Annotated in this window: 15 protein-coding genes; 9 read left to right on the forward strand and 6 right to left on the reverse strand. The window is 60.9% G+C overall.

The window, feature by feature from the left end; all coding sequences use genetic code 11:
- Window positions 1-88: 88 nt before the first annotated feature.
- Window positions 89-973, forward strand: coding sequence for a DMT family transporter (locus PSH97_RS06205; RefSeq protein ID WP_305448504.1), 885 nt, complete (start codon window positions 89-91; stop codon window positions 971-973).
- 93 nt (window positions 974-1,066) lie between these two features.
- Here PSH97_RS06205 and PSH97_RS06210 read toward each other — a convergent pair whose 3' ends face one another.
- Genes PSH97_RS06210 through PSH97_RS06220 form a run of 3 tightly spaced genes read right to left on the reverse strand, consistent with a single transcriptional unit; the run spans window position 1,067 to window position 3,628 of the window.
- Window positions 1,067-2,116 (reverse strand): alkene reductase, encoded by a 1,050-nt coding sequence (locus tag PSH97_RS06210; RefSeq protein WP_305448505.1) that lies wholly within the window; start codon window positions 2,114-2,116, stop codon window positions 1,067-1,069.
- Between the two features lie 22 nt (window positions 2,117-2,138).
- Window positions 2,139-3,305 carry an MFS transporter gene (locus tag PSH97_RS06215; protein WP_305448506.1) on the reverse strand — a complete coding sequence of 389 codons (1,167 nt, stop codon included), beginning with the start codon at window positions 3,303-3,305 and terminating at the stop codon, window positions 2,139-2,141.
- Between the two features lie 2 nt (window positions 3,306-3,307).
- Window positions 3,308-3,628 carry an ArsR/SmtB family transcription factor gene (locus PSH97_RS06220; protein WP_030132713.1) on the reverse strand — a complete coding sequence of 107 codons (321 nt, stop codon included), beginning with the start codon at window positions 3,626-3,628 and terminating at the stop codon, window positions 3,308-3,310.
- 155 nt (window positions 3,629-3,783) lie between these two features.
- Here PSH97_RS06220 and PSH97_RS06225 point away from each other — a divergent pair, with 155 nt between their 5' ends.
- Window positions 3,784-4,362 (forward strand): acyl carrier protein phosphodiesterase, encoded by a 579-nt coding sequence (locus PSH97_RS06225; RefSeq protein ID WP_305448507.1) that lies wholly within the window; start codon window positions 3,784-3,786, stop codon window positions 4,360-4,362.
- 44 nt (window positions 4,363-4,406) lie between these two features.
- On the opposite strand, the gene PSH97_RS06230 is transcribed toward PSH97_RS06225, so the two are convergent.
- Complete coding sequence (locus tag PSH97_RS06230; protein ID WP_305448508.1) at window positions 4,407-5,198, reverse strand: lysophospholipid acyltransferase family protein; 792 nt, start codon at window positions 5,196-5,198, stop codon at window positions 4,407-4,409.
- Window positions 5,198-5,953 (reverse strand): L-ornithine N(alpha)-acyltransferase, encoded by a 756-nt coding sequence (gene olsB, locus PSH97_RS06235; RefSeq protein ID WP_305448509.1) that lies wholly within the window; start codon window positions 5,951-5,953, stop codon window positions 5,198-5,200. Before olsB ends, PSH97_RS06230 begins: the two co-directional genes overlap by 1 nt.
- Before the next feature lie 154 nt (window positions 5,954-6,107).
- Between olsB and PSH97_RS06240 the strand changes: the two genes are divergently transcribed.
- From PSH97_RS06240 to PSH97_RS06260, 5 genes are all read left to right on the forward strand, one after another.
- Window positions 6,108-6,989: an acyl-CoA dehydrogenase middle domain-containing protein gene (locus tag PSH97_RS06240; RefSeq protein ID WP_305448510.1), complete on the forward strand. Its 882-nt coding sequence runs from the start codon at window positions 6,108-6,110 to the stop codon at window positions 6,987-6,989.
- A 170-nt stretch (window positions 6,990-7,159) separates the two neighbouring features.
- A complete protein-coding gene (locus PSH97_RS06245; RefSeq protein WP_305448511.1) occupies window positions 7,160-8,254 on the forward strand; it encodes a serine hydrolase domain-containing protein in 1,095 nt (364 codons plus the stop codon).
- On the forward strand, window positions 8,251-8,580 hold the full coding sequence (locus PSH97_RS06250) for an amidase (RefSeq protein ID WP_305448512.1): 330 nt from the start codon (window positions 8,251-8,253) through the stop codon (window positions 8,578-8,580). The genes PSH97_RS06245 and PSH97_RS06250 overlap by 4 nt, the downstream gene beginning before the upstream one ends.
- 210 nt (window positions 8,581-8,790) lie before the next feature.
- A complete protein-coding gene (locus PSH97_RS06255) occupies window positions 8,791-9,381 on the forward strand; it encodes a YceI family protein (protein WP_305448513.1) in 591 nt (196 codons plus the stop codon).
- A gap of 1 nt (window position 9,382) precedes the next feature.
- Window positions 9,383-10,540 (forward strand): phospholipase D-like domain-containing protein, encoded by a 1,158-nt coding sequence (locus PSH97_RS06260; RefSeq protein ID WP_305448514.1) that lies wholly within the window; start codon window positions 9,383-9,385, stop codon window positions 10,538-10,540.
- Between the two features lie 38 nt (window positions 10,541-10,578).
- Here PSH97_RS06260 and bglX read toward each other — a convergent pair whose 3' ends face one another.
- On the reverse strand, window positions 10,579-12,870 hold the full coding sequence (gene bglX / locus PSH97_RS06265; protein WP_305448515.1) for a beta-glucosidase BglX: 2,292 nt from the start codon (window positions 12,868-12,870) through the stop codon (window positions 10,579-10,581).
- 237 nt (window positions 12,871-13,107) lie between these two features.
- Between bglX and PSH97_RS06270 the strand changes: the two genes are divergently transcribed.
- Both PSH97_RS06270 and PSH97_RS06275 read left to right on the forward strand, forming a co-directional pair.
- Window positions 13,108-13,719 (forward strand): LemA family protein, encoded by a 612-nt coding sequence (locus PSH97_RS06270; protein WP_305448516.1) that lies wholly within the window; start codon window positions 13,108-13,110, stop codon window positions 13,717-13,719.
- A gap of 43 nt (window positions 13,720-13,762) precedes the next feature.
- Window positions 13,763-14,512, forward strand: coding sequence for a TPM domain-containing protein (locus PSH97_RS06275; protein ID WP_305448517.1), 750 nt, complete (start codon window positions 13,763-13,765; stop codon window positions 14,510-14,512).
- Window positions 14,513-14,549: the final 37 nt, after the last annotated feature.

Below are 14,549 nucleotides of genomic sequence, written 5' to 3' on the forward strand. Positions count from 1 at the left end.
GTAATGGGGTGCTTTTATATACATACGTTCGCCAGGTTGATAGGTAGCGAGCTACGTATTTTGTAGGGATTTTGTGTCGAGTGTGTGAATGAGTGTTAACAACCCAGGCTACAAGGGCGCCGAGCAGCCGATCAAGGGTATCGCGCTGATTTGCCTGGCGGTGTTGTTGTTCGCCAGTCACGACACTTTGTCCAAGTACCTGTCCGGGTTCTATCCGATCGTGATGGTGGTGTGGGCACGCTACGTGGTGCACACCTTGTTGATGCTGGTGATTTTCGTGCCACGCAGTGGTTTCTCGGTGGTAGTGCGCACCAAGCGTCCGGGTTTGCAGTTATTACGTGCCCTGTGCCTGATCGGCACCAGCCTGTTTTTCACTACCGGCCTGCGTTACATCCCCTTGGCTGAAGCCACCGCCGTCACTTTTCTTGCTCCTTTATTGGTGACCGCGTTGTCCGTACCGCTGCTGCATGAGCGGGTAACCCGCAATCAGTGGCTGGCGGTGCTGAGTGGATTTGTCGGCGTGTTGATCGTCGTGCGGCCCGGCGGTGCGCTGTTCACCCCGGCGATTCTGCTGCCGCTGTGTTCGGCGCTGTGTTTTGGCTTTTATCAATTGCTCACCCGACTGCTCAGCGGTATCGACAGCCCGACCACCAGCAACTTTCTTACCGGCATTCTCAACAGCCTGATCATGACTGCGCTGGTGCCGTTCTTTTGGAGCACGCCGACGCTGCTGCACGGCCTGTTCATGATCGGGCTTGGCACTTGCGGCATGCTCGGTCACATGCTGCTGACCCAAGCCTTCCGCCATGCAGCGCCGGCGATGCTGGCACCCTTCAGTTACGGGCAGATTCTGTTTGCCGGGATATACGGGTATTTGATCTTCGACCATACCCCGGACAGCTTTGGCGTGATCGGTATCACGGTGATTTGCCTCAGCGGTCTTGCGGTCGCCTGGGGACAGCGCAAGCGCTGACAAGATCGTAGCCTTCGGACGATCTTTTGATCTTCCATACGCAAAAGCCCCGGCTCTTCCGAGTCGGGGCTTTTGCGTTTCAACGGCGCACGTTTACAACACCGGGTAGTCGATGTAACCGACTGGACCCTTCGCATAGAACAGTTCCGGACGCGCCTCGTTCAACGGCGCATCGGCCTTCAAGCGCGCCGGCAGGTCCGGGTTGGCGATAAACGGCACGCCGAAGGCGACCGCATCAGCCTTGCCGCTGGCCAGCCACTCGTTGGCGCTGTCCTTGGTGAAGCGTTCGTTGGCGATGTAGGGGCCGCCGAAGGCTTCTTTCAGTTGTGGGCCGAGGCTGTCGCCGGCTTCTTTCTCGCGCGAGCAGATGAAGGCGATGCCGCGTTTACCCAATTCGCGAGCGACATAGGTGAAGGTCTCGGACAGATTGTCATCGCCCATGTCATGGAGATCGGCACGGGGTGACAGGTGCACACCCACGCGGCCCGGGCCCCAGATCTCGATGGCGGCATCGGTGACTTCCAGCAACAGACGCGCACGGTTTTCCAGGGAGCCGCCATAGTTGTCGGTGCGCTGGTTGGTGCTGCTTTGCAGGAACTGGTCGAGCAGGTAACCGTTGGCGCCATGGATTTCCACACCGTCGAAACCGGCCGCCTTGGCGTTCTCGGCACCCACGCGGTAAGCGTCGATGATGTCGGCGATTTCAGCGGTTTCCAGAGCGCGCGGGGTTGGGAAATCGGCCAATGGACGCACCAGGCTGACATGACCCTTGGGCTGGATGGCACTCGGCGCGACCGGTGCTTCGCCGTTCAGGTACAAGGGGTGGGAAATCCGACCCACGTGCCACAGTTGCAGGAAGATTTTGCCACCAGCGCCGTGGATTGCTTTGGTCACGTTGCTCCAGCCGCGCACCTGGTCGTTGGACCAGATACCGGGAGTGTCCGGGTAGCCCACGCCTATCGGCGTCACCGAAGTCGCTTCACTGAGGATCAGGCCGGCAGAGGCGCGTTGCACGTAGTACTCGGCCATCAGCGCGTTCGGCACACGGCCTTCGTCGGCGCGGCAACGGGTCAGCGGCGCCATGATGATGCGGTTGGCCAACTCGAGGTCGCCCAGTTTGATCGGATCGAAAATAGTCGTCATTTAATAGAACCCTCATGAGGTATCAGTTGGTAGCAGGGACCAGTTCGGGATTACCGCTCTGACGGAAAGTAATCAGGGTCACCAGCAGGGCGAGTACCGCCAGTGCCGCGGCCGCGAGCGGCACGCGGGTCAGACCGAAACCGTGGGCGATGACGCTGCCGCCGACCCAGGCACCCAGCGCGTTGCCGACGTTGAACGCGCCGATGTTCAGGGTCGACACCAGGTTCGGTGCCGCCTTGCCGTAGGTCACCACGTTCACTTGCAGGGCGGGTACGGCGGCAAAGCACGCAGTGGCCCAGAGGAATAGGGTGATTTCGGTGGGGATCACGGCAATGCTGGTCCAGGTCAGCACGGTGGACACGACCGCCATGGTGATGAACACACCGATCAGCGTCGCAGCCAGGCTTTTGTCAGCCAGCTTGCCGCCAATGATGTTGCCGACCGTCAGGCCCAGGCCGATGAGCATCAAGGTCCAGGTCACGCCGCGCGGCGAGACTCCGGTGACCTCGCCCAACAGAGGCGCGACATAGGTGAACAAGGTGAAGACCGAGGCGGCGAACAATGCAGTCATGCTCAACGACAACCAGATGCCGGCGCCTTTGAGGGCGCGCAGTTCGGCGCGCATGTCGAGTTTCTCTTCATCGCGCTTGGCCGGCAGGAAGCGAATCAGGCCGATCAGCGCAATCACACCGATCACGGTCACCGCCCAGAAGGTCGAACGCCAACCGGCTTCCTGACCGAGCGCGGTGCCCAGCGGCACGCCAAGGACATTGGCCAGGGTCAGGCCGGTGAACATCAAGGCCACGGCCGATGCACGTTTGTTGGCCGGCACCAGACCTGCCGCCACCACCGAACCGATGCCGAAGAAGGCGCCGTGACACAGCGCGGTGACCACACGGGCAAACATCAAAACGTTGTAGTCACTGGCCAGGGCGCAGAGCAGGTTGCCGATGATGAAGATGCCCATCAACGCTACCAATGCGGCCTTGCGCGGCAGTCTGGCGGTGGCCAGTGCCATGAACGGTGCACCGATGGCCACACCCAGGGCGTAACCGGTCACCAGCCAGCCGGCGCCGGGGATCGACACACCGAGATCGGCCGCCACCTCGGGCAACAGGCCCATGATGACGAACTCGGTGGTGCCGATGGCGAAGGCGCTCAAGGCCAGAATGAGTAGCGAGAGGGGCATTGTCAGTTCCTTGTCGGAGCGCTGAGCTCCTTGACGATGGCATCGAGGAACGCCTGAATCACGTCCTCGTTGCGTTTGAAAAAGTGCCATTGACCGGCCTTCTGGCTGCTGATCAGTCCCGCCCGTTGCAAGGTCGCCAAATGGGCGGACACGGTCGACTGCGACAGGCCGCAGCGTTGATCGATCTGTCCGGCGCAAATGCCGTACTCATGGTTGTGGAGTTGTTCCGGGAACTGGACCTTGGGGTCTTTCAGCCAGATGAGGATGTCTCGGCGTACTGGGTGTGCCAGCGCTTTTATTATTTCGTCGAGGTCGATGGTCATGATTTGGGGCTCGTGATGAGTAAAACGCTATATCGCGATGAGGCGAACTTTAAATCGGTACTTCGCGATATACCAATATGATTTTGGTCTGATGACCGCATGAATCGGTATATCGGGTTATAACGATATGGATGGCGCGGTGTTAAGCTGCGCGCATGAACTATCTCGCACATCTGCACCTCGGTGGCCAGCGCCCCGGTCAAATGCTCGGCAGTCTGTATGGCGATTTCGTCAAAGGGTGGCTGCAAGGGCAGTTCGATCCGGAGATAGAAGCGGCCATCCAGTTGCATCGCAGCATCGACGTGTTTACCGACCGCCATCCGCTGGTGGACATCGCCTTGTCGCGGTTTTCCATCACGCGCCGGCGTTACGCCGGGATTGTGCTCGATGTGTTTTTCGACCACTGCCTGGCGCGGGACTGGGTGCTATACGCTGACCGTCCGCTTGCGCAATTCACCTCGGACGTTTACCGGGTGCTGTCCGCCGAGCCGCAGTTGCCGGAGCGCCTGGCGAAGATTGCGCCGCACATGGTGGCCAATGACTGGTTGGGGGCTTATCAGGAGTTCGAAGTGCTTGAGCAGGTGTTGCGCGGGATTTCGTGCAGGTTGACCCGGCCGGAGGAGTTGGCGCGGGCGATGCAGGAATTACGGGTATTGTATGAGCCGTTGAGCGAGGATTTCCGGTTGTTCTATCCGCAGCTACAGGACTTTGCCCAAAACTATCCAACTACATAAATAACTGTGGGAGCGGGCAAGCCCGCTCCCACAGGGAATTGTGATTAAGCAGCAATAGCCGGGCGCATCGGGATTTGCTGCGTTTCCGGAATCGCCCCGAACAACACCTTCTGCACCGCCTGCTGCGCTTCGAACGCCAGCGCCGCACGCTCCCGGTCCTGGCATTCGATCGGCTTGAGCAAATGAATTTCCACCTCACCCCGATCATGGGCGAACAAGCGCATCAGGTGCGACAGCAAATCATCATCGCCAATGAACGGTGCCAAAGTATCGAGCTCGCCACCGCGCAGATAACGAATTGCTACCGGTTGCAATGCCACTTCGGAATCGATCGCAGCGGACAGCAAACGGCCATGGAACGTACGCAGCGAGCGGCCATCGGTGGTGGTGCCTTCGGGGAACATCAGCAGCGGATGCTCCTGCTCCAGATGGCGGGTCATTTGTTTGCGGATCAACTGGCTGTCGCCCGACCCGCGACGGATAAACAGGCTGCCGGCCTTGGCGGCCAGCCAGCCCGCCACAGGCCAGGTGCGCACTTCGGCCTTGGACAGGAACGACAGCGGTGTGAGCATGCCCAGCAACGGAATGTCGGTCCAGGACACGTGATTGCTGACCCAGAGCATCGGCGCCTTCGGCAACTCACCATGCACGGTCACGCGAAAGGGCAGGGCATTGCTCAGCCGCGCCATGAAAAACCGCGACCAGCGCTGGCGACGGACCATCGAATGGGCAATCCCCAGTCGCTCGAACAACCCGAACACACTGGCCATGCTCAAACCCAGCGTCACCACCAAAAGCACTCGCGCAATTCGCGCGTACACCCGCAAGCGGCTCATTACACAGCCGCCTTGAAGTGCTTGGCGTAGCGCGGGCAGAGCTCGTCGCGCTTGAGCAGGATGAACACGTCGGCTACCTGGAAGTCCTCGTCCCAGCACGGCTCGCCGCAGATTTTCGCCCCCAGGCGCATGTAGGCCTTGAGCAGTGGCGGCATTTCGGCGATGACGTTCGATGGAATAGCCAGCGTCGGCAATGGTTTCTTCGGCTCGGCCCGCAGGTGTTCGGTGCACAGGTAACGTTCGCGCAAGCGTTGCATGATCGCGTGGGCCTGAATGCCGCCGTCCTGCATCGGAATGCTCGCGCACCCCATCAAATAGCTGTAGCCGCCCTGGTTCAGCACTTCGGCCAGTTCACCCCAGAGCACTGCGATAGTGCCGCCGTTGCGGTAGGCCGGGTCGACGCAGGTGCGACCGATTTCCAGGATCGGGCCTTTCAAATGGACCAGACCATGCAGGCTGAATTCTTCTTCGCTGTAGAACTTGCCCAGGCTGCTGGCGGCCGTGTGGTCGAGCAACCGGGTGGTCGCCACCAGGCGCCCGGTGTTCAAGTCACGTACGCCGATATGGGCGCAGTGAACATCATAGTCATCCATGTCCAGACCCAGCTCCGCGCCTTTCAGCTTGGCGTTGAATTCGCCGCTGAACACGTTGAAGCGCAAGGCCTGGGCTTCCTGCAGCGCCTCGGCGCCCACCAGGCGTTCGGCTTGCAGGCGGCGTTCATTGCCGGTGTCGCTGATGCGGGCGATCTGAGTCATTGTGAGTCTCCGTACGGGCTGGCCACCCGTCTTGGGTTGCAGCCGATCGACTTTCTTTATGCAGCCGTGTTGTGCAAAGTCAGGCTATGTAGCCCCGGTGTCATCGCCATGAAGCTTTGATGATGCTTATATGACAGCCCACAAGGAGCCTCTTATGCCCTGGCAATCTCTGTTGAATCGCCGCGACCGTCTGCCCGCCAACCCGGACCTGGGCGAAGGATTTGCAACCTTGTTGCAACAGTTGGGCACGGTGACGCCGTTCGAATTGGCGGTGGTCGGTGGGCGGCTGATGGCGACACCGGGGCTGGCGTTTCTGGTCGGTTATCAGGCGGCTTTGCGCATGCTCTGGCCGAGCGCACCGCTGAGCCTCGGCGCGTTATGTGCGACCGAACAGCGCAGTTTGCGGGTGGCGGATATGCAGACCCGCCTGCGCGATTTGCGCCTGAGCGGGCGCAAGGATTTCGTCACCGCAGGCGATGCCGCCGACTGGTTGCTGGTGGCTGCTCGCAGTGAAGAACCCGGCGAAGTGCCGCGCTTGAACCTTGCGGTGGTTTATCCCGGCGAACCGGGTGTGCGTCTGGAAAAACTCGCGCCCATGCCGCTGATGCCGGACATAGGCCACGGCCGGTTGTTTCTCGACAACGCACTGTGTGAATTGCTCGCAGGGGATGGCTGGGATGCTTACGTCAAACCATTCCGCACCCTGGAAGACATCTATGTGCTGAGCGCCATGACTGCGTGGCTGTTTGGCGTAGGCCAAGACAGCGACTGGCCGCAAACCTTGCAACTGCGTCTACTGGCGTTGCTGGCCGGGTGCGCGGAAGTCAGCCGCCAGGCGCCGAACAATCCGGCCGGGCATGTGTTGCTGGGCGGGTTGTTTGCGCAGTTCGATGGGCTCAAGGCTGAAGTGAATCAGGCCCTGGCCGATGGCCCGCCACAATGGGCGGCGATGTGGCAGCGCGATCAGGGCGTGATGGATTTGGCGGCAGGGGCGCGGGGCAAGCGGTTGGCCAAGGCGTTGGCGGGATTGTTGTAAGGCTGAAGGGACCCTTCGCGGGCAAGCCTCGCTCCTACAGGATTTGTGCCGGGTGCGATCCCTGTAGGAGTGAGGCTTGCCCGCGAAGGCGATCTTATTGGCAACGCAAGTTCTAAAACTGTCATCAAGCTCAACTAGGCTCTGCAGGTTCATCCCTCCGAGCGCCCCTCATGTTCAAAGGCTTGTCCCTGATTTTCATGCTGCTGCTCAGCCTCGCGGCCCTGGCCGAAAACTGGCCGGCCGAGCAATGGTCGCCCGGCCCGAAAGTCACCGGCCCGGCACTTCAAGCCTTAGAGAATTACGCCTTCCCGCCCCGCGACGATGCCACTCACCAAGGCATTCGCACCGATGCCTTGCTGGTCATCCGCGATGGTCAGCTGATCTACGAACGCTACGCCAGCCCGACCACTGCTGAAACGCCGCACCTGACCTGGTCCATCAGCAAAAGCCTGATGGCCGCGGTGCTCGGGGTGGCCTATGGCGAAGGGCTGTTCAAACTGCAGGACCCGGCGGTGCAGTTCTATCCTGCGCTGGAAAAACATCCCGGCATGACCATGGCCGACCTGCTGCACTGGGCCTCAGGCCTGGACTGGCAGGAAGACTACGAATACGCACCATTGAAGTCCTCGGTGGTGGCCATGCTTTACACCCGTGGTCACCGCGACATGGCCGCGTTCACCGCCGACCACGACGAGTACGCCAAACCTGGCCAGGCATTCCGCTACTCCAGCGGCGACAGCAACCTGCTGGCGGCAGCGCTGAAAACCATCGTCGGCCTGGCCCGTTATCCGGATTATCCGTGGACCGCGCTGTTCGAACCCTTGGGGATTCGCAGTGCGGTGTGGGAAGCGGATGCCACGGGCACGTTTGTCGCTTCGTCCTACGCCTACCTCACCGCCCGGGATCTGGCGCGGGTCGGCCTGTTGATGGCGCGCGACGGTCGTTGGCGTGAGCGGCAATTACTGCCCAAAGATTGGGTCGACTTCAGCCGCGAGCCTTTTGCCCACTATCAAGCCAACCAGGATGAAGCGGTGCCCGGCGGACATTGGTGGCTCAATCGCGCAGTGGATGGCGCGACACAACCCTGGCCCGCCGCCCCCGCCGACACCTTCGCCGCGTTGGGCCATTGGGGCCAGGCGATGTACGTGATTCCCAGCGAAAAGCTGGTGATCGTGCGCTACGGCGATGACCGCGATGGAAGTTATCGGCACAACGAATTGCTCAAACTCGCGCTCAAAGCCTTTGCCATGAAGGTGCAGCCATGAGTCGCCGCAGTTTTATTCGCCGTCGGCCATTCAGCACACTGTTGCTGGTGCTGCTGATCGCCTTGCTTGGCTGGGGTTGGCAGGAGCGTTTGGCGCTGTGGGCCTTCCCCGACATCATCAGCGCCTACACCGCCAAGGAATACTGCTCGTGCCGCTATGTGATGAACAATCCGGCCGAGTATTGCCAGAGTTATGTGAAGCAGTATTTATCCATCAGTGGGTTCGTCGATGACGCCGCGAATAAGCACGTGACGGTTGGTGGTATGGGGCGCAGCAACAGCGCCGCTTGGGTTGGCGAACGGCAGGGTTGCCGGTTGATGCCCTGAAAAGATCGCAGTTATGTAGCAGCTGCCGAAGGCTGCGTTCGGCGGCGAAGCCGTCGTAAAACCATGCATTGCGGTGTTTCAGATAGATAGAAGTGACCGGCCTTTGGCGACGGCTGCGCCGCCGAACGCAGCCTTCGGCAGCTGCTACAGGTTTGCAACTGGCTTGCGGACAGTTAAGGTTCGCTCAGGTTTATCTGCCCCCGAGTTTTTATGTTCAAGCGTTCCATCTGCAAAACCCTCGCCTTCCTGCTGCTGGCCGGTGCCACCGTGTCGGCCCAGGCCAATTGGTATCTGGATGGCGAGTCTTCGCGGCTGTCATTCATCAGCACTAAAAACGCCAACATCTCCGAAGTGCAGCGCTTTCTGGTGCTGCACGGCAAGGTCGATCCCAAGGGCCTGGCGCAGGTAGAGGTCGAGCTGGAGTCGGTCAACAGCGGCATTCCGTTGCGCGACGAACGCATGCGCAAGGAGCTGTTCGAGATCCAGACGTTCCCTGAAGCGCTGATCACCACACAAATCGATCTGCGGCCGATCAACGACCTGGCACCCGGTGCGCAACTGGAGTTGCGCTTGCCGCTGACCGTCAACCTGCATGGCAAACAACACCAATACAACGCCGAACTGCTGGCGACCCGTCTCGATGATCGACGCTTCCAAGTGGTGACCCTTGAGCCTTTGGTGATCAGCGCTGAAGATTTCGACCTGGCCCCGGGCCTGGAAAGCTTGCGCAAGGTTGCCGGTTTATCGGCCATCAGTCTGTCGGTGCCGGTGGGTGCGGTGCTGATTTTCACGGCGCGCTGAGATGCGCGGCGCAATTTTCCCGTGGCGCGAAGGCAACCGCTTTGAACTGCTGATCGATGGCCCGCAGTTTTTTCCGCGAATGCTGGTGGCGATTGCCCGCGCCGAAGAACAAGTCGAACTGGAACTGTACCTGGTGGAGGCGGGGGCTTGCGCCGAGGCCATGGTCCAGGCGCTGGTCCAGGCTGCCGAGCGTGGCGTGCGGGTGCGTTGCCTGTTCGATGACTATGGCAGCCTGGCCTTTACCCTGACCTTGCGCCAGCGCCTGACGGCCGCCGGTGTCGAGTTGCGTTTCTACAATCGCCTGAGCTGGCGCCGTTGGGTGGGCAATTTCTATCGCGATCACCGCAAGCTGCTGCTGGTGGATCAATGCCTGGCGGTGGTCGGTGGCACCGGGGTCACCGATGAGTTCTGGACACCGGGCGAAGACACCAGCGAATGGCACGAAGTGATGGTGGAAATCGTCGGACCGTTGGTGATCGACTGGCAGTTGCTGTTCGACCGCCAATGGATCGCCAACCGCTATCGCCGCGCCTGGAAACCCGCTGCGCACTTCGGTTTGCCGCGCTTGCCGCGAGTGCCGGCCATGGGCGAGGGCATGGGCCGGGTCGCCTACGCCGACGCCCGCCAACACCGCGATATTCTGCAATCGCTGGTTCGCGCGCTGAACAGCGGTCAGCGCCGAATCTGGCTGGCCACGCCGTACTTCCTGCCGACCTGGAAAGTCCGCCGCTCACTGCGCCGCGCGGCGGCTCGTGGCGTCGATGTGCGTCTGCTGCTGACCGGGCCGCGCACCGATCACCCGTCGGTGCGCTACGCCGGGCATCGCTACTACCCGCGTCTGCTCAGGTCCGGGGTGAAGATCTTCGAATACCAGCCGTGTTTCCTGCACCTGAAAATGGTGTTGATCGATGACTGGGTGAGCATCGGCTCCTGCAACTTCGATCACTGGAATCTGCGTTTCAATCTGGAGGCCAATCTTGAGGCACTGGACCCTGGGCTGACTCGAGCGGTGGCGGCGAGTTTCGAGAATGACTTTGCCCTGAGCCAGGAAGTCAGCCTCGAAGCATGGAAGCGCCGACCGTTGTGGCGGCGGGTCAAGCAGAGGGTGTGGGGATGGGTGGATCGGCTGGTGGTGAATCTGCTGGATCGGCGGGGCTGATCGTTCCCACGCGGAGCGTGGGAACGATCAATAGCGGGTTACAGCAATTCGAAACTCTGCTGCGTCACATCCTGGGAATCCAGGCCGATCTGCACGTTGAACTTGCCGGGTTCCGCGGCGTATTTGAGCTGGGCGTTGTAGAACTTCAGGTCTTCCTCGGTGATGGTGAAGTGCACGACTTTCTGTTCGCCGGCCTTGACCAGTACTTTCTGGAAGTTCTTCAGTTCCTTGACCGGGCGGATCATCGAACCGGTCACGTCCTGGATGTACAGCTGCACCACGGTTTCGCCATCACGCTTGCCGGTGTTCTTCACCACGACGCTGGCGTCGAGCTTGCCGGTCTTGTTCAGTGTCGTCGAAGACAGCGCCATGTCGGTCAGGCTGAACTGGGTGTAGCTCAGGCCGAAGCCGAACGGGAACAGCGGCCCGGTGGTGTCTTCGAAATACTGCGAGGTGTAGTTGCCCGGTTTGCCCGGAGTGAACGGCCGGCCAATACTCAGGTGGTTGTAGTAGGTTGGAATCTGACCCACCGAGCGCGGTACGGTGATCGGCAGTTTGCCCGACGGGTTGTAGTCGCCGAACAGCACGTCAGCAATGGCGTTGCCGCCTTCGGTGCCGCTGAACCAGGTTTCCAGAATCGCGTCAGCCTGCTCGTTCTCTTCGAGAATCGACAGCGGACGGCCGTTCATCAACACCAGCACCAGCGGTTTGCCGGTGGCTTTCAACGCCCTGATCAGCTCGCGCTGGTTGGCCGGGATGTTCAGGTCGGTGCGGCTCGACGATTCGTGGGACATGCCACGGGATTCGCCCACCGCGGCCACCACCACATCAGCATCCTTGGCGGCTTTTACTGCTTCGTCGATCAACACGTTGGCTGGGCGGGGATCGTCCACCACTTCCGGCGCATCGAAATTGAGGAAGTTCAGGTAATCGAGGATTTTCTTGTCGCTGGTGATGTTCGCGCCACGGGCGTAGATCAGCGTCGACTGTGCCCCCAGCGCATTCGTCATGCCGTCGAACAGGGTCACCGATTGCGCAGGCCGGCCAGCGGCCGCCCAACTGCCCATCATGTCGATCGGCGCCTTGGCCAGCGGGCCGACCAGAGCGATTTTTGCGGTTTTCTTCAGCGGCAGGGTTTCGCCCTGGTTCTTCAGCAACACCAGGCTGCGGCGCGCGACATCGCGGGCCTCGGCACGGTGCAGGCGGCTTTCGGCGTAGGTGTCGGCCGGGTCATCCTCGGCCTTGCCGATGCGCAGGTACGGGTCTTTGAACAGGCCCATGTCGTACTTGGCGGCGAGCACTTCACGCACGGCGTTGTCGATGTCTTTCTGTTCGATCTCGCCGGCCTTCAACAGCCCTGGCAATTCCTTGGCGTAGAGCGTGTCGTTCATGCTCATGTCGATGCCGGCCTTGATCGCCAGCTTCGCCGCTTCACGACCGTCACGGGCAACGCCGTGCTTGATCAGCTCGAAAATCGCCCCGTGGTCACTGACCGCCAGGCCCTTGAAGCCCCATTCCTTGCGCAGCAGGTCGTTCATCAGCCAGGTGTTGGCGGTGGCCGGCACGCCGTTGATCGAGTTCAGCGCTACCATCACCCCGCCGGCACCGGCGTCGATGGCGGCGCGGTACGGTGGCAGGTAATCCTGGTACATCTTGACCGGGCTCATGTCGACGACGTTGTAGTCGCGACCGCCCTCGACCGCGCCGTACAAGGCAAAATGCTTGACGCTGGCCATGATGCTGTCGGCCGCGTTCGCACCGGTGCCCTGGAAGGCCTTGACCATTACGCCGGCAATCCGCGAAACCAGATAAGTGTCTTCGCCGAAGCCTTCGGACGTGCGGCCCCAGCGTGGGTCGCGGGAGATGTCGACCATCGGCGCGAAGGTGATGTCGAGGCTGTCAGCCGCCGCTTCCTGGGCGGCGATGCGCCCGGAGCGGCCAATGGCGTCCATGTCCCAGCTCGAGGCCAGGGCCAGCGGAATCGGGAAAATGGTGCGGTGGCCGTGGATCACGTCATAGGCGAAGAACATCGGGATCTTCAACCGGCTGCGCATGGCCGCGTCCTGCATCGGACGGTTTTCGGCGCGGGTGATCGAGTTGAACGTGCCGCCGATATTGCCGGCGGCGATTTCCTTGCGGATCATCTCCCGCGGCATTTCCGGGCCGATGCTGATCAGGCGCAACTGGCCGATCTTTTCATCGAGGGTCATCTGCTTCATCAAGTTAGTGATGAAAGCGTCCTTGTTCTCCAGAGGTGCGGGCGTCGTGGCGGCCAATACGGTATGACTGGCCAGGCTGACGAACAGGCCCAGCAAACACAGCTTCTTCATGAATTGTTTTCTCAAAAGCCAAAACGGCAGTGAATACACGCCGGTCAGCCAAAATTTTGGGAGCGACTATTGTTGTTCAGGTGAATGCAGCACACTTCTGCAATGTGTTAGCGCCGGGGCATCTTTTAGCCCATCGGCTCGATGCAATCCAGTAGCGGCGCAAATTATGCCCCAAGAGCCGGGTTCAGAGTTCGCAGGTTGTTTCATAAACGGAATATGCAAGGGAGCATCAACCAGATGAATGTACGACATCACTATCGGTCGAGCCTGCAGGTTGCAGCCCTGATGTGGCTGACAACACTGCTGGCCGGCTGCGGCATCAACAATATTCCGACCCTCGACGAACAGGCCAAGGGCGCCTGGGGCCAGGTGCAGAACCAGTACCAGCGTCGCGCCGACCTGATTCCCAACCTGGTGGAAACCGTCAAGGGGTATGCCCAGCATGAGCAGGAAACCCTGACCGCGGTGATCGAAGCCCGCGCCAAGGCCACCTCGATTCAGGTAGATGCCAGCACGCTGGACAATCCGGAAAAACTCAAACAGTACGAGCAGGCGCAGAATCAGCTGACCGGCGCCCTGAGTCGGTTGATGGTGGTGTCCGAGCGCTACCCGGACCTCAAGGCCAACCAGAACTTCCTGGCGCTGCAATCGCAACTTGAAGGCACCGAGAACCGCATTGCGGTGGCGCGCCGCGACTTCATCCTGGCGGTGCAGAAATACAATACCGAGATCCGTACCTTTCCCGGTCGTCTGTGGCACACCGTGATGTATAGCGATCTGCCAATCCGCGAAACCTTCGAGGCCACCAGCCCCGGTGCCGAGAAAGCGCCTGAAGTGAAGTTCCAGTAAGTGCCGGAACGGGCTTGAAGCGTCACGAAGGATGAGGTTACCAATGCGCGTGTTGAAAGTGGGCCTGCTGCTGGTGTTCTGGGTGTTTGCCCTGACGGCCCAGGCCGAGTTGAAGTTCCCGGAATTGACCGGGCGGGTGGTGGACAACGCCCAGATGATCGAGCCTGCGGTGCGCGAGCAACTGACGCAACAGCTCAACGCCCACGAAAAAACCACCGGCGAGCAGTTGGTGGTGGTCACATTGCCGGACTTGCAGGGCGCTGACATCGCGGATTTCGGTTATCAGCTGGGGCGCTACTGGGGCATCGGCCAGAAGGACAAGAACAACGGCGCATTGCTGATCGTCGCGCGAGAGGAGCGTAAGCTGCGGATCGAAGTCGGTTATGGCCTGGAAGGTCGCCTGACCGATGCGCAGAGTTCGGTGATCATCAATCAAGTGATCACGCCCGCATTCAAGGCCGGCAACTTCAGCAAAGGCATCAGCGACGGGGTGGCGGCGATGCTGGTGGTGCTGGGCGGCAATCCGCTGGACGAGCCGTCGACGGTGTATGAACCGCGCGGCGATCAGGAGAGTGATTTCGTTGAGCGGCATCCGGGGGGGTTCGTGTTCCTGGTGTTGCTGTTTATCCTGACGATCTTCGTCGGCCAGATGTTCGGTATTCTGCCAAGTGGCGGCGGCCGGGGCAGCTCGGGAGGGGGCTTCGGCGGCGGAGGTTTTGGCGGCGGTGGCGGCGGGGGCTTCAGCGGCGGTGGGGGCAGTTTCGGGGGCGGCGGTTCGTCGGGCGGCTGGTGATAACACTGCAGGTAAAAACAACAATAGCGAGCAGGCA

It is taken from the genome of Pseudomonas cucumis (assembly GCF_030687935.1).
GTDB lineage: Bacteria > Pseudomonadota > Gammaproteobacteria > Pseudomonadales > Pseudomonadaceae > Aquipseudomonas > Aquipseudomonas cucumis.